This is a genomic window from Promicromonospora soli (assembly GCF_014653785.1).
Lineage (GTDB): Bacteria > Actinomycetota > Actinomycetes > Actinomycetales > Cellulomonadaceae > Promicromonospora > Promicromonospora soli.
On sequence record NZ_BNAS01000003.1, the window covers coordinates 217,318 to 233,242 of the forward strand.

Consider the following 15,925-nt stretch of genomic DNA (forward strand, 5'->3'; position numbering starts at 1 on the left):
TGAAGATCACCCTTTTGCGCCCCGGAGACCGTCGGCTGTCTTGCGTCAGTAGGCCCCGCGCCCCGTGACCACGGCGCGAGCGGTCTGGGCGAGGATGAGCAGGTCCATGAAGGGCGTCCAGTTCTCGGCGTAGTAGACGTCGAGCCGCACCGCCTCGTCCCAGGGCAGGTCTGACCGGCCGGAGACCTGCCACATGCCCGTCATGCCGGGCTTGACGAGAAGCCTGCGCTGCATGCGCTCCTCGTAGGCGGCGACCTCGTGCGGCAGCGCCGGCCGGGGGCCCACGAGGCTCATCTGACCGCTCAGCACGTTGAAGAGCTGGGGCAGCTCGTCGAGCGAGTACCGGCGCAGGACCCTGCCCACACGGGTGATGCGCGGGTCGGAGCGCATCTTGAACAGGGGACCCGCTGCTTCGTTCCCCGTGGCCAGCGCCAGCACCTCACGGTCGGCACCGACGTGCATGGTGCGGAACTTGACCATCCTGAAGATCTTGCCGCCGCGCCCCACCCGTTCCGACAGGTAGAACAGGCCGCCCTTGCTGGTCAGCACCACGGCCAGACCCACACCGACCAGCACCGGGGACACGAGCAGCGTGAGGAGGGCAGCCAGCGACCAGTCCATGACCTGCTTCACGTGGAACTTGTGCCCTTCGAACCGGGGCGCCGCCACATGCAGCAGCGAGATGCCCGACGCCGGGGACACCGTGACGCGCGAGACGGCGAGGTCGGAGAGCTCTGCCGTGAGCATGAGGTCCACCCCTGCCCGCTCGAGCTGCCAGGCGAGGCGGCGGACGACCTCGGTGGTGATCCGGCCGGACGCGCTCACCGCGACGGCACTCGCGCGGACCAGCGCCGCCGCCTCGCCGACGCGGGACAGGTCGCCCAGGATCGGGACGCCGGCCACCTCGTCGCCGGGGAGCGTGTCCCGGGGCAGCGAGGTGTCGGGCGCCTGCATCCCGTCCGCCCACCCGTCGGACGGGATGCAGGCGCCCACCGCCACGAGTCCCCGCTCGGGAGCGTCGTTGATCAGGCGCACCACCCGCTCGGCCTGCTCGCGGTGCCCGACCACCAGGACGGCGGTCATGCAGCTGCTGCCCTCGCGCCGGGCTCGCAGCACCGATTGCCGCCAGGCGTATCGCGACGCGATCAGCCCGGCGAGTCCCAGCGGGACCGCGATGGTCTGCGGGAGCACATCTCGCGCCTCGGCGAAGCTGGTGAGCCACGCGGTCAGGACGAGCACGCTCACGGACGTCCACGTCGCGCTGAGGATCCGCCGGTACTCGGTGAGGTCGCGGCCGACCACACGCAGGTCGTACGAGTTGCTCGCGGCCAGCGCCCCGATCCACACAGCTGCGACCAGGGCCGGCACGATGACCGACCGCAGGGCGTTCGGGGAGCTCGGGGCGCCGAACAGAGGGGTGGCATCGAGAACATAGGCGACGACCGCCGCGCCAACCACAACCAAGGCGTCCGTGAATCGGAGCCGCGCTTGATAACGCGCCTGCCACGCCGGCCGGCCGAGCGCCGCACGGATATCGTGAAATCCGCGCGCGGGGCGTTCTTTCATCCGCACGCCGGTCATAGGGTGAATCCCGAATTCGCCGCCTAGTGTCTGGCTTGCCACGTCGAATCCTTTCTTCCCTCTATGAAGGGGCGGTTCTTGAACGCGTTGAATCACGGCACGACTGCACGACGGCCACGCCGGACGGGCGGCCCTGGCCTGGTCAAGACGCTTGTCGGCGCTGTTCGCGCCTGGATGTTCTTCTCTTTCTCTGAGCTCAATATTAGGAGCCTTGATACATTCTGTCGCCGCGTGCGAACCCTTTCACCCGAGTGTTCACCCATTTCCTGAAAGGGCGAAGAACGGAGGTCAGGAATGTCGACGATTTTTCATCCGCCGGAGTTTCGTCATGGAAGAAATGAAATGACCGATGAGCTTCAATTGCGAGGTGTGGAACGTGACGGCGCCTCACGCAGCACGCCGCCGGACTCGGTGAACTCGTCGCCGGTCGTGGGGCAGCGCCAGCTGTCCGGTCCCGTGCGTTCCAGGGGCACGCCGGCGCGGCCCACCCACCGGATGCGCTTCGCAGGTACCCCGGCGACGAGCGCGAAGTCCGGCACGTCCGCAGTCACGACCGCGCCGGCCGCCACGGTGGCCCACCGGCCGATCGTCACGGGCGCCACGCACACTGCCCGGGCCCCGATAGCGGCACCGGTCCGGATCGTGACGCCGACCGCCTGCCAGTCGTCGTTGGTCTTGACCGTGCCGTCCGGTGTGACAGCCCGCGGATACAGGTCGTTGGTCAGAACGGCGGCAGGACCGACGAAGACGCCGTCCTCCAGCACTGCGGGCTCGTAGACGAGGGCGTAGTTCTGCAGCTTGCAGCCGTTGCCGATCCGCACCCCCGGCCCGACGTACGCGCCGCGCCCCACTGTGCATCCGGAACCGACGACGGCGTCCTCCCGGACCTGGGCGAGGTGCCAGATGGTTGTGCCGTCACCAATTGTCGCCCGCTCGTCGACGTCGGCCGACTGGGCCACGTGCGCTGGGGTCGTGTCCGTGATCATGGCGGCCTCGATGGGTCAGCGTGTCCTGGCGCGGACGAACTCGTGCAGGGTGCCAGCGGTCTCCAGCAGCCCGCCGGTGACCTCGTCGTCTTCGACCGTGATGCCGAACCGGTCCTCGAGCGCCGTCAAGAGCTCCAGCACCGCCAGCGAGTCCAGCTCCGGCAGCGTGCCGAAGAGGGGCGTGGCGGCGTCGAACGTGCCGACGCGATCCTCGATCCCGAGGATGGTGCCGACCACGTCCAGTACGTCGGCGAGGGTCACTTCACCAGCGATGCCGCCTGTCACGGCGCCGACCGGGGTGTGTGTCACGTCGCTGCTCATCGTGTTCTCCTGTCTGGGTGATCAGACCAGTACCTCGGCGGGCGCCGAGTGGCTGAGGAACGCGGTCGGGCTGGCGGTCAGGCCGTAGGCCCCCGCCTGGAGCACCACGACGAGGTCGCCGGGCTCTGCCCGGGGCAGCGGGACGTCGTCCGCCAGGAGGTCGAGCGGCGTGCACAGGCAGCCGACGACGGTCACCTGCTCCACGTCGTGCGCTGCCATGCGGTTGCCGACGAGTACCGGATAGTTGCGCCGGATCACCTGCCCGAGGTTCCCGGACGCGGCGAGCTGATGGTGCATACCGCCGTCGACCACCAGGTAGGTGCGTCCTCGCGACACCTTGCGGTCGATCACGCGGGTCACATAGCAGCCGGCCTCGCCGACGAGGTATCGGCCGAGCTCGATGTGGACGTCGGCGTCCGGCAGCGCCGGGCCGATCCGATCGCCGACCACCGCCGCGAGACTCTCGCCCACCCGGCCCAGGTCGACCGGCCGGTCCTTCGGGAAGTAGGGGATGCCAAGGCCGCCGCCGAGGTTGACGTATCGCACGGTGCTGGGTGAGTGCTCGGCGAGAGCGATCACGAGGTCCGCCGTGGCGCCCTGGGCGTGGGCGATCAGCTCCGCATCGAGGTTCTGCGACCCGGCGAAGACGTGGAACCCGACCATGTCCACGCCCGTCGTCGACAGGTAGCGGAGCAGGTCAGGGACCTGTTCCGCATCGACGCCGAACTGCTGCGGGCCACCGGACATGCGCATCCCGGAGCCGCGCACCGCGAAGTCGGGGTTCACGCGGACCGCTACGCGCGGGACGATGCCGAGCTCGTTGCCGGCTGTGACGACGCGGCGGGCCTCGGTCTCCGACTCGAGCTCGATCAGCACGCCCGCCGCGACCGCGGAACGGATCTCCTCCGGCGTCTTGCCGGGGCCGGCAAAGCTGATGTGCGCCGGGTCGGTCCCCGTGTCGAGGGCGGTGCGCATCTCCTGCGCCGAGGCGACGTCGAGCGCGTCGACCAGCCCGGCTAGGTGCTGCACGACGGCGGGCATCGGGTTGGCCTTGACGGCGTACCCGAGACGCACCGCGTCGCCGAGGGCGGTCCTGACCTCGTGGACGCGGTCCGTGATGCGCTGCCGGTCGTACGCGAAGAACGGCGTGGACCCCACCCGGGCGGCCAGGCGCCCCAGGGTCACCCCGCCCACGACGACCTCGTCGCCCGACACCGGCAGCGCCGCGACCGCCGGGTGCGGTGTCGCGGCGGGAGCGAACACCTGCGCCGTCACTGGGGCACCTGCTCAGTGACCTGGGCGCGGATCGCGGTACGGTCCAGCTTGCCGTTGGGGTTCCGGGGCAGCGCAACCGCCGGGCGAACCTCTGCGGGCAGCATGAACGTCGGGAGCGACTGGCGCATCTCCTTGAGCAGCCGGTCCGTGTCGAAGGGCTCCGGTGCCGCGGCGACGAGAACGATCCGCTGGCCCAGGCGGGCGTCGGGCACACCGAGGGCGACCGCCTCGCGCACGAGGCCCGTGCCGAGCGCCGCTTCCTCCACCTCGGTAGGGCTCACGCGGTACCCGGAGGTCTTGATCATCTCGTCGGTACGACCAACGAAGTAGAGGTACCCGTCCGCGTCCTGCACGACCGTGTCACCGGACCACACGGCCGGCTCCGGTACCGCACGCCAGGCTTCGTCGTACCCGGGCACGGGGCGGAACCGCGCGGCCGTGCGCTCCGGGTCGTTCCAGTAGCCGAGTGCGACAAGGCTGCCGCGGTGTACGAGCTCTCCGGGCTCGTCGGGGGCGCAGCGGGTGCCATCCGGGCGTAGCACCAGGACCTCCGCGTTCGGGATGGCCCGGCCGATCGAGTCGGGGCGCAGATCGACCTGGGCGGGGTCCAGGTACGTGGAGCGGAACGCCTCTGTCAGCCCGTACATCAGGTACGGCGCAGCCTCGGGGAACAGGTCGCGCAGCTCGCGCAGGAGCGTGCTGGGCATACGCCCGCCCGTGTTGGCGAAGTACCGCAGCGCCTTCCGTGCGGGTGGTGGCCAGTCCACCGTCGCGAGCTGCGTCCACAGGGGCGGTACGCCCGTGATGCCGGTGACCCCGTACCGCTCGCACGTGGTGGCCACGGCGCGGGGATGCAGGTAGTCGAGCAGCACCGCGTGGGCTCCGACGGCGAAGGTGGTCGTGAGCTGGCTGAGGCCCGCGTCGAAGCTCAGGGGCAGCACCGCCAGGAGCACGTCGTCGGCGGTGTTGCCCAGGTAGCCAGAGACGCTGGTCGCACCCACGAGCAGGTTGCGGTGCGACAGGACCACACCCTTGGGTGAGCCCGTGCTGCCGGACGTGTACAGGATCGCCGCGATGTCGGTGTCGGGGCCGGGCCGCGGGCGGTCCGGGAGCGAGGCGGCGGCGAGGTCCGGGTCGGCCACTGGTGCGGAGGCCCAGCGGTGCGACGTCACGCCGGGCAGGCCCTCCGTGTCGGCCCCGCTGTCGGGCTGGTCCACGAGCAGCACGGCGGTCAGCCCGGTGTCACGGAGCTGGTCGCCCACGGCGGCCAGCCGGCCGGGCGAGGTGACCAGCACGCGCGCGCCCGAGTCGCGAACGACGTGTGCCACCTGCTTGCCCTTGAGCAGCGGGTTGACCGGGACGAACACTCCACCGGCCACCGAGGTGCCCCACAGCGCGGCGACCGTCTCGAACCGCTTCTCCAGATATACCGCCACCCGGTCGTGGCGGGCCACGCCGAGCTCGGCGAGCTGCGCGCCGGCCTGCCGCGCGGCCTGCCACAGCTGCGCGTACGTCAGGGTCGCGTCGCGGGCGGACAGGGCGGGGGCGCCGGGGCTAACCCGCGCCTGCTGCTCCAAGTGGTGATGGATTGCGGTTGTCACGCAGTTCACGTTACGACTCGGGTGTCATTCCGGGAGGCCGAGAAAGGGTGAATGCGGCCGGAAAGCGGGTGAACAAGCGGGGCTTGGGTGAATTCGCGAGGTGAATCGGCGTGGGCTAATTGTTTGCGGGTCGGATCGCATGGGTTAAATTCGGAAGGGTTAAAGTGCGAGGGCTAAATCCGGGAGGCATTGTCCCGGCCGGTCTCGCGGTGGTGAGATGCTTCTCGCCGCACCTCACCACGGGACCTGGGTCAGCTCGCTGTACAGGTAGGTGACCGACTCGGGCGGTTCGCCGGACCGGCTCAGGTACATCGCAGGCCGCTGTGCGGACAGCGGCACGGAGTGCCACGGGCGGGGGCCGCTGACGCGGTTCTGCACCAGTGTGAACGGCAGCCCGTGCGCGAGCAGGATGTGCCGGTACACCGCGGGTGCCACGGTGCCGAAGAGGTCGCGGTCGCTCACATGGATCACGGACGCGAAGAGGCGGAGCCTCTTGCGGCGGACCGCGCGGAACACCACCCAGCACGGTCTCCCGTCCACCATGGCCACGACGTGCCGGGCGGCGGCCGAGTCCGCGTGGTCGCGGTAAGCGGCCAGGTCAGCGCCGGTGAGAGTGGCCTCGATGGCTGCACGCCCGGTGACCAGGCGCACGCCCCGCGCGGGCAGGGGCAGGTTGACGACCAGCGCGCCAGAGGTGTCCAGGTGGCGAAAGCCGAGCCGCTCGTCCAAGGGGACCACGGTGCCGCTCGGGGACAGGTCGGTGAGCTCGCGGTCGCGCTGCGCGACCATCGCGCGCACCAGCCGCAGCGAGTGCTGGCGGAACTCGTCAAGGACGCACCACGCCGCGAGGTTGCACACCGCGCGCCGCCGGTCCGTGCCGCCGGTCTCGGAGTACAGCGCCGCGTACACACCCACGACCAGGCCGTCGGACTCGAGCAGGAACCCGTGGTCGGAGTGGTTCGTGGTCCACGTGGGACGCAGCGATCGTGCCCATTGTCCGGGTGTGAGGGTATTGTCCAGATGTGTACTGAGAAATACGCCTACGCGCGAAAGATCGCCCGTCGTGATCGGGGTGAGCGCGACCTCTTTGGAATGTGCCACGTCCGCGAGTATGACCCCAGTAATTCGCTGCGGGAGGCCGTGCGCGGGGTGAAAGGCACGAGGCAGGGGAATTTCATCCGGTGATTTCCCTTGCCGTGGCTGCCTGCGCATTTCTCACCCGTGCGTTCACCCGTTGCGGGGTGTGTTCGGCATGTAAAAGCGGTCACTATCGGTTGGTGGAGATCAACGAACGGGCCGGGTCAGCTCATGTGGCCCACGTGCTGCTGGTCGCACCCGCGTGCGACGGCAACGACGTGGGCGAGTCCTGGCTCGCCTACCAGTGGGCGCACCTGCTGTCGCAGCGGTTTCACGTGACCCTGCTGTCGACCTACAAGAAGGGCCACGTACCGCCGTCGCAGCAGCTACCAGCGGTCCGGGTCGTGGAGTGGGCGGAGCCCCCGCTGGTGCATCGAGCCGAGCGGCTGAACAGCCTGCTCCAGCCGGCGTACGCGCCGTTCTACTCGCGGGCCCGGCGCTATGTAAGGAAACGGCTCGCGGCGGGTGACCGGTTCGACGTGGCACACCAGGTGACGCCCGTTGCGATGCGCTATCCGTCACCCGTCGTCGGCCTCGGCATCCCCCAGGTGGTCGGGCCGGTCGGCGGCAGCCTGGAGTCCCCGCCCGCGTTCGCCCGGGAGGAGGTCGTCCGGTGGTACCAGCGGCTCCGCAAGCTGGACCGGCTGCGGCTGAAGTACGACCCCCTCCTGCGCGCTACCTTCGAGTCCGCCGACTGCGTGGTGGGGATCGCCCCGTACGTGCGGGAGGTCCTCGGCGACCTGCGGCTGCGACGGTTCGAGATCCTCCGCGAGGTGGCCCTCCACGCGGTCCGGCCCCCGATCGACCGCAGCGGCCGCTCCGGCCCCGTGCGCCTGCTGCACGTGGGACGGCTGGTGCGCACCAAGGGCGCCCGCGACGTGATCCGTGCGATGGCCGCGCTGCGCGACCTGCCGGTGGTGCTCGACGTGGTCGGCGACGGCAACGACCGGCAGGCGTGCGCCGACCTGGTGCGTGAGCTGGGGCTGGCGGACCGGGTGACGCTGCACGGAGCGGTGCCGCGCGCCGAGGTGGACCGTTTCTACGAGCGGGCCGACGTCTTCGTCTTCCCGAGCTACCGGGAGCCGGGCGGCGCCGTCGCGCTCGAGGCGATGGCGCACGGGCTACCGCTCGTCGTGTGCGACCGCGGCGGGCCGGGAGCGAACGTGACCGACGCCTGCGCGGTCCGGCTGCCCGCCGAGTCGCCGGACCAGCTCGCCCGCGACGTGGCCGCCGCGGTGCGCCGCCTGGTCACCGACCCCGACCTGCGGCTGCGCATGGGTGCTGCGGCCCGCGAGCACGCGGCGGCCGCGCACCTGTGGGACACGCGGGTGGACCAGATGGTCGCGCTCTACGAACAGGTCGCCGCGTCGCGGCCGTCGACCGCGGCACGGGCCACCGGATGAGCGAGGACGACCGGCGTGCCACGATGGGCCGCATCGACACTCCATCCTGGCGGGTGGCGCTCCGGTGGACCGTCGGCGCGCTGGTCGCCGTTCTGCTCACGACGCTGGGACCGGTGCCTCCGGCCTCGCCTCCTGACGTGCCGGAAGCGCCGGGGGCGTCCGACGGCGGGGACACACCGTCGGCCGTCGGGGACGGCGTGCCGATCACCTTTCCCACGGCCACGACCGCGGGGCTGCCCGAAGGATGGTCGCCGCGGCGCACCCACACCGGGGACCTGCGGATCAGTGAGGCCGGGACCGTGGTGCAGGACCTGCGGATCACGGACGGCACCATCTACGTCGAGGCGAAGAACGTGACGCTGCGGCGCGTGCACGCCGTCGGGTCGAACGTGGTGAACGACGTGGGCGACACCTGCGGGTCGGGCCTGGTGATCGAGGCGTCCCGGTTCGAAGCGGGGTCCGAGCCGACGCGGGACTCCGACCTGTCGGTCATCGGGAACGGCGGGTTCACCGTGCGCAACGTGGTGATCGACGGTCTCCCGGAGGGGATCCGGGTCGGCGCCAAGAAGTGCGGCGACGTCGTCGTGGAGCGGTCTTTCATCCGGGTGATCCCGCCGGAGATCTGTCAGGACTGGCACGGTGACGGCATCCAGGGTTACGGCGGCGGGAGCGTGACCGTCAAGCAGACCCGGATCGTCATGAGCGAGACCACGGACTGCTCCGGGACCGCGCCGTTCTTCTACCCGAGCGGCCAGGGCAACACGTCGCTGAACGTCGACGGGCTCCTGGTCGAGGGCGGCGGCTACGCGTTCCGCGCGGGTACGCCGGGAACCGTGCGCAACCTGCAGGTGGTGCGCGACAGCTGGGGCTACGGGCCGGTCGACGTCCTGTGCTCGGCCCTCGGCGACTGGCAGGCGCACGTCGTGACGGTCAGCGACGGCCGGACTGCCCCTGGGGACGCCATCGAGTGTGGCGGCAGCGGGACCTGAGCTGTCTCACACCCGGGAGCTCGTGTCCCGCTCCCACGTGGTGAAGTCGCCCGCGCGCACCGCCGCGCGGGCGCGGGCGCGCCCGGCGAGCACGACGCCGAGAAAGACGGGGACCCGCGGTGCCAGGCCCGGCCGCTCTCGCACGACCCGCCAGAGGTCGCCGAGGCTCGTGCGCGCCTCGGCCCCGCGGAGGCCGGCGCGGTCCGCCTGGACGTTGCCGGTGGTCACGCGCGCACGCCGGCGCACGAGGTCGCGCACGGTGCGTGCCGGGTGCACGACGACGGCGACGTCCTGCACGACGGCGCGCTCCGCCGGTGCGAACGCCTCGGAGAGCACCAGGTCGTCGGCCATCATCTCCGGCAGCGCACCGACCCGGCGCGCCCCGTCCTCGGACACCGCCAGGGCCCCGCGCCCGAACAGGCCCGAACGCACTGTGGGCAGCGCCTCCCAGACGTCGTAGTACCAGCGGGCGAGCAGCGTGACTCCCGTACGGGGCATGGTCCGTCGTGGCGCCGCGACGGCAGCGCTCCCCGGGCCCACCGCGGTCGCGAGCCGGGCCACGCCGTCAGCGGTGATCTCGACGTCGGCGTCCAGGTACACCCGCGGGAAGGTCCGGGCCACCTGGTCGGCGGCGCGCAGCGCACGCGCCTTGGAGGCCTCGGCCAGGTCGAGCACGGTCACCGGGTACCGTGCGGCCACGCGCGCGGTCTCGTCCGTGCACCCGTTGCACGCGACCACCGTCTCGAACCGGCCGGGTTCGGCGCACAGCGCGTCCAGGAGGCGGCCGATCGTCCGCTCCTCGTCGTGGGCGGGAATGATCACGGACGCGACGGGCCACTGGGCCTCAGGGCCACTCATCGGGGCAGCACCGTGTCGCTCGCCCCGAGCACGGCCGGACGCACGGCCGGGCGCACCAGTGCCCGCAGTGTCGGCCACGACGCGCGGTGGCCGAGCAGGCCGCGCCGGAGCTCGACGAGCAGGGTCAGCGCGTAGTACAGCCAGGCGGCCCCCGTGCCGCGGCGGCGGCGGATCAGGCGCACCCGGTTCAGCATCTTCATGGTGTGCGTCTCGTGGCTCGTGCCGGAACCTTCGCCGATATGCATGCCGCCGGCCTCCGGTGCGTAGACGGTGACCCAGCCGCGGTCGCGGGCACGGAGAGCGAAGTCGGTCTCCTCGGAGTAGAGGAAGTACGACTCGTCGAATCCGCCCACGGTGTCGAAGCACTCCCGGTCCACGAGCCAGATCGCGCCGACCGCCCAGTCCACCGGGTGCTCGGTGGCGTAGGCCTGCGGGTCCTCGATCCGCTCTGAGAGCAGCGGCACACCGGTGAAGCTCAGCCCTCCGGCGCGGGCGAGGGTCGGCGTCCGGCGCAGCGTCGGGGACAGGTTCCCGTCGGCCTCTCGGGTGCGCGGCGCCACGATGCCGACGCCCGGCCGGCGCAGCACGCGGAGCATCCGGGGCACGGCTTCGGCGTCGAGCTCCACGTCCGGGTTGAGCACGAGGATCGCGTCCGTCTCCGGTGCGTGCCGCACGGCCCGGTTCATGCCGGCTCCGTAACCGTCGTTCACGCTCTCGACGACCGTGCAGTCGCCCCGCTGACGCAGCAGCGCAGGGGTACCGTCGGTCGACCCGTTGTCGACGACCACCGTCGTGTACGGCACGTCGCCGAAGGCACGGGGCAGGCTGTCCAGCAGGGCGTCCACGTGCTGGGCGCTGTTGTACGTCACGACGACCGCGGCGACCTGTGCCCCCATCAGCGGAGCCCCTTGACGAACGTCCGCGCCGAGTCTGCGAGCCGCACGGCGTAGCGGTCGCCGTGCCGGAGCCAGGCGGCGACGTCGTCCGCCGTGTCGGCGGCACGGATGCTGAACCTCGCTTGGCGCCAGGTGCCGGGCCGGGCCAGCGCCCGGTCGCTCGTGTAGACCCGGGTGTAGTGCAGTCGGCGCAGCGCGGCCAGGGTCGCGCGGTCGTACCGGCCGAGCGGGCACGCCGCCGAGCGCACGGGCTCGCCCAGTACCTCCTCGAGCCGACGGCGGGCCACCACGAGCTCCTCGTGCTGCTCCGCCGGGCTCAGCCGGCGCCACACCCGGTGGTGCATCCCGTGCGACCCGACACCCATCCGGGCCCGGCGCAGCCGGTGCAGATCGTCGGCCGACAGCGAGCCGGTGTGGCCGAGCCGGCCCGCGATGACGAAGAAGTCGGCCACCCGCCCCCGGTCCACCAGCTCCGGCAGCGCCACGTCGACGTCGGATGTGTTGCCGTCGTCGAAGCTGAGCCGCACCTCCGTACGCTCCGCCACCTGGTCGAGGACGCGACGGAAGGTGTCGATCCCGATCCAGTAGGCAGCCTCCGCGGCAGGGACGCTTTTGGAGGGCGTCCCGATACCGTGAATGCAGATATTGATCATTTGTTCATCGTGAACGACTCGGTGCCGTTACGGAATGCGGAGCCGGGTGAATGTACGGGTGATCAATGGAGCGCACCGACACGCCTATCCCGGTGTGCGCAGCGCTCCGGTCAGGCCGACCAGCAGGAAGAGCGCGCCCATGGTCATGGGAAACGCGAAGGCGTCGAAGAAGAACAGGCTGACGAACCCGACGGCCACCGCCGCGATGAGCGCCAGTGCGAGGTCGTGCAACCTGGTATCGGCTCCCGCGCTGCGTGCGCGCAAGCGCATGAGCTCCCGGATCGTTGCCACTGCGAGGCCGCAGAACAGGAGGGTGCCCACCACCCCGATGGTCACCAGGAGCAGCAGGTACTGGTTGTCGAAGATCCGGTAGGTGGGCAGGAACGTGCCGAGTCCTCGTCCGAAGAGCGGATCGCGTGCGATGAAATCGCCCGCCAGTGCGAACGACCCGGTCCGGGAGACGACGCTCGGGTCCTCGGCGGCGCCGGTGAACAGTCCGAGGATCGACGACAGCATCCCGGGGGCGACGACCGCCCCGACGACGGCGCTCACCGCCGTGAGAGCGAGCATGGCGCGGCGGCGCGCTCCCTTCCAGCCGATCATCAGGATCACCAGGCCGACGCCCGCTCCGATGTAGGCGGACCGGGAGCCCATGGCTGGCACCAGCGCGAGCGTCGCGGCCGCGGGAGCCCAGCGCACCACGGCACGGCGCTCGGTGTGCTCGAAGCCGACGTGCAGCGTCAGTGGCAGCAGCATGGTGACGAGCACGCCGAACTCGATGGGGTGGGCCGCCGTACCCTGCGGCCGGATGAGCCCGTTGCGCTGCCCGAGCTCGTAGGGCGTGGTGAGGGTCAGTCCAGGGAGGGAGATCCGGTCCACGAACAGCTCGCCGACCGCGAACTGCGCGAGCCCCAGCACGGCCAGCGCGCCGCCCGCGAGGGCCAGCCGCCACACGAGCGTGTCGACCCGCTCCGGTGAGGCGATCCCGTCGTGCGCCAGGAGCAGCGTGCCCGACCACGCCAGCAGCGCCAGGACTGCCACGTCCGCCGGGCTCGCCTCGCCGGCGACCATCGGCTGCGACATCGCGATCACGTACGAGACCCCGACGGCGAACAGGAACGCGCCGAGGGCGATCCGGACCGGCCGGGCGCGCGGCGGGGCGGGCTTGGCAGCGGCCACCCGCAGGAGGACCCACACCAGCAGGCTGCCGAGCCCGAACACCATCGACGGCGCGCCCGCGCTACCGAGGGGCCCGATGACGAGCTTCGACGGTACGGCGAACAGCAGGACCAGGTAGATCGACAGCCACGTGACCGCGTCGAAGGGCACGCCGCGCCGGCCCTGCCCCGGCGCGGCATGACGCACGGACGCGGTCGTCCGGGTCTGCGTCACCACGTCACCGGGTCTCGGCGCGGGATGCCTTGGCCGGGACGTCGTCCGGGTGCCGCTCGCGGGTGTCTCGGGGCGGGTTGCTCCACTGCGGGGGGACGCTTGGCGGGAACCGCCCGGCCGGCTCGGAGAGCCGGAGCTCGGCCGGCAGGGGGCCGATGACGGGCGGCCCGGTGACCGGTTCCCGTTTCCTAGTCCTGCGGCTGCGGAGAATCCCGTCGAGCGCCACGGCGACGACGCCGGTGACAACGAGGCCGGCGCCCACGGCAGCGATGAGCATACGGACCGTGCCGCTGTTGTCCGCCTCGGCCTCCTCGTCCTTCGCGAGCACGAGCGTCGACACGATGGAGTCCTGCGGCACGTCCACCTCGTCCTGGAGGCGCTGGAGCTCGACGGGGATGGACGCGGTGAGCAGGTCCAGCGTCTCGAGGGTGCTTTGCGGGCTCGCGTCGGTCACGTCGACGGAGATCACCGGCCCGCGCGTGGACTCCTCGATGGCCACGACGTACTCGGCGTCGGACGACCCGGAGGTGAACCTGGCTTGGGCGACGTCGCTCTCGTAGTACGCGACCACCACGCGGGCCGGCAGGTCGAGCCCGCTGAGCGCCAGGAACGGGTTGCCGCCCTCGCCGACGGCCTGCTCGGAGGGCACCAGAAGGACCAGCGCGCGTGCGGTGTACACGGGCGGGGACACGACGGTTGCACCCCAGGCCAGTGCCGCGGTCGCGAGCAGCCCCATCACTGTCACCAACCACTGGTGGCGCAGGGCTGGCATCACGTCGAGGAATGGCATTTGTTCACCCTTTCTGGGCGTATCACACTGCGCTCGACAAAGGTATCGTGCCGAGGGACGGAAAAGGAATGAGTCGTGGAATTTACACGCGAATTCACCCGCTCTGAGAAATGCCGGAGATCCGATGACGCTGTGGGACCTGGTCCGCGCGGCGCTGCGGCGCTGGCCCGTCCTGGTGGTGGGTGCCGTGGCGACGCTTCTGGTCGCGTACGCCACCACCCTCGACGACGGCGTCTACTGGAGTCGCACGCAGGTGGTGTTCCTCGCACCGACGAGCAACGCCTACCCGAACGCGCTGAAAACCACCTCCGAGGACCTGATCATCACGGCCGGCGTGGTTGCCAAGGGGGTCGCCGGACCCGGCAAGGTCACCAAGTACGCCTCCCCGGACGCGACGCTCGTCGGCGAGGGCATCCGCGACGGCTGGTCGATCCGACTGCCGGACACCGGTGGTCAGTGGGCCACCAACTTCGCTCAGCAGATCCTGTACGTCGAGGTCGTGGGCGCGACGGCCGCCGAGGTCGGAGCGCGGCAGAGGGCGATCATCGAGCAGATCGCGCAGGAGCTGGATCGTCTTCAACGCGACGCCAAGGTGGCGCCCGTCAACGACATCAGCGTGACGGTCGCCCCGGAGTCGACGGTCGTCCACCAGGTGAAGGGCTCGCGGGCCCGGAGCCTGGGGATGGCCGGCGTGCTCGGCGTCGGTGCCACGTTGGCTGTCGTGATCATGCTCGAAACGCGCGCACGGCGGCCCCGCACCGCGCCGTCGGCCCCGCGCTGACGGCCGTTCCGAGCCCGGCGGCGCCGAGTCATCCCCGCGCAGGGCCACGGACCTCGTCCTCCACGATGCGGGCGACCATCTCCTGCGTCGGGCCCCACGACCGGCCGACGACGCCGGCCGCGACCTTGGCGGCGTAGGCGTCGCGGTCGGGCCGCTCGACGGCGGCGGCGAGCCCGGCGGCGATGCCGGCCGCGGTCGGCTCGGCCCATCCGACGTGCGGGTCGGCCAGGTCCGCCCGGGCCAACGGCGAGTCGTTGACGACCGGCACGACACCGGCGGCGAGCATCTCCTCCGCCACGAGCGAGATGTTGGTGAACGACATCGCGAGGCCCGCTACGACGCGCCCGTACAGGGTGTTGAGCTCTTCCGGCGTCAGGCGCCCGTGGAAGGTCACCGGGAAGGGCAGGTCCGCCGGCCGCGAGCCGTAGACGTGAATCTCCTCGTCCGGGTGCGCACGGTGAAAGCGTTCCAGCGCCAGGCGGGCGAGCAGGTAGCCCCGGCGCCCGACGTCCGGCTTGGCGTAGAGGACCACCCCGGAGCGGGGCGCCTCCGTCTCCGGCAGGTGGTAGGTGTCGGTGTCGCACCCGAACGGGACGACGTCGCTGTCCTGGCCCAGCTCGGACCGGAGGCAGCCGGCGACCATCTCGCCGAGGGCGATGCGGCGGAACGGGAACCGGTAGGTCATGGCCGCCAGCTCGTACTCCGAGCCGCGCGGGTAGAAGTACGGCTCGTAGTCCTGCACGAAGTAGAGCCGGTGCGCCGGCTCGACGCTCCGGGAGAGCACGACGTGCGCGGACTCCCACGACGACGCCACCACCGCGTCCACACCGCTGATGCCGGCGCGCGCGTCCCGGACCTCGGCCCTCACCCCGGGCCAGCCGTGCCGCAGCTCCGCGGTTCGCAGGGCGACGTCCAGCCCGTGCCGGTCGTACAGGAACACGACGCAGCGGTGCCCGCGCGCCTCCAGCCCCTCGACCATGCGGAACAGCGTGGTGTGACCGCCCGAGCCGGCCGCGGGAGGGGAGGTCACCCAGCCCACGACCAACGGCTGGTCCGACGGCGCGGGATCCGGCACCGGGAGCGCCTCCGGGACCGCGCTCGCGACGTCCGCCGGTTCGAGCTGGAAGCTGAGCGACCGGGCGTCGGTGGCCCGAAAGGCGCGGGCGGCGACCCGCTGGGCCAGCCCGCTGATCCCCGCACGGCGCAGGCGGCGGATAGTCGCGGCGGTTCTGGTCAGCCGGTTCATGTACAGGTCTCCTTGG

General features: G+C 71.4%; 15 protein-coding genes. 3 read left to right on the forward strand and 12 right to left on the reverse strand.

The annotated features are described in order from the left end of the window. Positions 1–45: 45 nt before the first annotated feature. From IE250_RS11145 to IE250_RS11170, 6 genes are all read right to left on the reverse strand, one after another. Complete coding sequence (locus IE250_RS11145; RefSeq protein ID WP_268247823.1) at positions 46–1,533, reverse strand: sugar transferase; 1,488 nt, start codon at positions 1,531–1,533, stop codon at positions 46–48. 404 nt (positions 1,534–1,937) lie between these two features. Beyond that, complete coding sequence (locus IE250_RS11150; protein ID WP_189669363.1) at positions 1,938–2,567, reverse strand: acyltransferase; 630 nt, start codon at positions 2,565–2,567, stop codon at positions 1,938–1,940. A gap of 15 nt (positions 2,568–2,582) precedes the next feature. Then, a complete protein-coding gene (locus IE250_RS11155) occupies positions 2,583–2,888 on the reverse strand; it encodes an acyl carrier protein (protein ID WP_189669364.1) in 306 nt (101 codons plus the stop codon). A gap of 21 nt (positions 2,889–2,909) precedes the next feature. Next, positions 2,910–4,163: a pyridoxal-dependent decarboxylase, exosortase A system-associated gene (locus IE250_RS11160; protein WP_229872358.1), complete on the reverse strand. Its 1,254-nt coding sequence runs from the start codon at positions 4,161–4,163 to the stop codon at positions 2,910–2,912. Next, positions 4,160–5,764, reverse strand: a complete 1,605-nt coding sequence (locus IE250_RS11165) for an acyl-CoA ligase (AMP-forming), exosortase A system-associated (protein WP_189669365.1) — start codon at positions 5,762–5,764, stop codon at positions 4,160–4,162. Before IE250_RS11165 ends, IE250_RS11160 begins: the two co-directional genes overlap by 4 nt. A gap of 234 nt (positions 5,765–5,998) precedes the next feature. Continuing rightward, positions 5,999–6,865, reverse strand: coding sequence for a hypothetical protein (locus IE250_RS11170; RefSeq protein WP_189669366.1), 867 nt, complete (start codon positions 6,863–6,865; stop codon positions 5,999–6,001). A 176-nt stretch (positions 6,866–7,041) separates the two neighbouring features. Here IE250_RS11170 and IE250_RS11175 point away from each other — a divergent pair, with 176 nt between their 5' ends. After that, positions 7,042–8,304 (forward strand): glycosyltransferase, encoded by a 1,263-nt coding sequence (locus IE250_RS11175; protein ID WP_229872359.1) that lies wholly within the window; start codon positions 7,042–7,044, stop codon positions 8,302–8,304. After that, on the forward strand, positions 8,301–9,293 hold the full coding sequence (locus tag IE250_RS11180; RefSeq protein WP_229872360.1) for a hypothetical protein: 993 nt from the start codon (positions 8,301–8,303) through the stop codon (positions 9,291–9,293). The genes IE250_RS11175 and IE250_RS11180 overlap by 4 nt, the downstream gene beginning before the upstream one ends. A 6-nt stretch (positions 9,294–9,299) precedes the next feature. On the opposite strand, the gene IE250_RS11185 is transcribed toward IE250_RS11180, so the two are convergent. The 5 genes from IE250_RS11185 to IE250_RS11205 all read right to left on the reverse strand — a co-directional run bounded on the left by IE250_RS11185 (position 9,300) and on the right by IE250_RS11205 (position 13,882). Further along, positions 9,300–10,151: a glycosyltransferase gene (locus IE250_RS11185; protein WP_189669367.1), complete on the reverse strand. Its 852-nt coding sequence runs from the start codon at positions 10,149–10,151 to the stop codon at positions 9,300–9,302. Continuing rightward, a complete protein-coding gene (locus IE250_RS11190; protein ID WP_189669368.1) occupies positions 10,148–11,047 on the reverse strand; it encodes a glycosyltransferase family 2 protein in 900 nt (299 codons plus the stop codon). The genes IE250_RS11185 and IE250_RS11190 overlap by 4 nt, the downstream gene beginning before the upstream one ends. Then, positions 11,047–11,700, reverse strand: coding sequence for a polysaccharide deacetylase family protein (locus IE250_RS11195; protein ID WP_189669369.1), 654 nt, complete (start codon positions 11,698–11,700; stop codon positions 11,047–11,049). Before IE250_RS11195 ends, IE250_RS11190 begins: the two co-directional genes overlap by 1 nt. 84 nt (positions 11,701–11,784) lie before the next feature. Then, a complete protein-coding gene (locus tag IE250_RS11200) occupies positions 11,785–13,092 on the reverse strand; it encodes an O-antigen ligase family protein (RefSeq protein WP_229872361.1) in 1,308 nt (435 codons plus the stop codon). A 4-nt stretch (positions 13,093–13,096) separates the two neighbouring features. Further along, the gene (locus IE250_RS11205) at positions 13,097–13,882 is read right to left on the reverse strand and encodes a YveK family protein (RefSeq protein ID WP_189669371.1); all 786 of its coding nucleotides are present in this window, start codon (positions 13,880–13,882) and stop codon (positions 13,097–13,099) included. Between the two features lie 124 nt (positions 13,883–14,006). On the opposite strand from IE250_RS11205, the gene IE250_RS11210 reads away from it, so the two are divergent. After that, positions 14,007–14,663, forward strand: a complete 657-nt coding sequence (locus IE250_RS11210; RefSeq protein WP_189669372.1) for a hypothetical protein — start codon at positions 14,007–14,009, stop codon at positions 14,661–14,663. Between the two features lie 28 nt (positions 14,664–14,691). Here the strand turns inward: IE250_RS11210 and IE250_RS11215 are convergent, their stop codons facing one another. After that, positions 14,692–15,909 (reverse strand): rhamnosyltransferase WsaF family glycosyltransferase, encoded by a 1,218-nt coding sequence (locus IE250_RS11215; RefSeq protein ID WP_189669373.1) that lies wholly within the window; start codon positions 15,907–15,909, stop codon positions 14,692–14,694. Positions 15,910–15,925: the final 16 nt, after the last annotated feature.

Bases quoted from the DNA above. Each gene is read 5' to 3' on its own strand.
- IE250_RS11215 (WP_189669373.1), bottom strand. From the start codon at position 15,909: ATGAACCGGCTGACCAGAACCGCCGCGACTATCCGCCGCCTGCGCCGT.
- IE250_RS11190 (WP_189669368.1), bottom strand. From the start codon at position 11,047: ATGGGGGCACAGGTCGCCGCGGTCGTCGTGACGTACAACAGCGCCCAG.
- IE250_RS11155 (WP_189669364.1), bottom strand. From the start codon at position 2,888: ATGAGCAGCGACGTGACACACACCCCGGTCGGCGCCGTGACAGGCGGC.
- IE250_RS11205 (WP_189669371.1), bottom strand. From the start codon at position 13,882: ATGCCATTCCTCGACGTGATGCCAGCCCTGCGCCACCAGTGGTTGGTG.
- IE250_RS11180 (WP_229872360.1), top strand. From the start codon at position 8,301: ATGAGCGAGGACGACCGGCGTGCCACGATGGGCCGCATCGACACTCCA.
- IE250_RS11210 (WP_189669372.1), top strand. From the start codon at position 14,007: ATGACGCTGTGGGACCTGGTCCGCGCGGCGCTGCGGCGCTGGCCCGTC.
- IE250_RS11150 (WP_189669363.1), bottom strand. From the start codon at position 2,567: ATGATCACGGACACGACCCCAGCGCACGTGGCCCAGTCGGCCGACGTC.
- IE250_RS11195 (WP_189669369.1), bottom strand. From the start codon at position 11,700: ATGATCAATATCTGCATTCACGGTATCGGGACGCCCTCCAAAAGCGTC.
- IE250_RS11185 (WP_189669367.1), bottom strand. From the start codon at position 10,151: ATGAGTGGCCCTGAGGCCCAGTGGCCCGTCGCGTCCGTGATCATTCCC.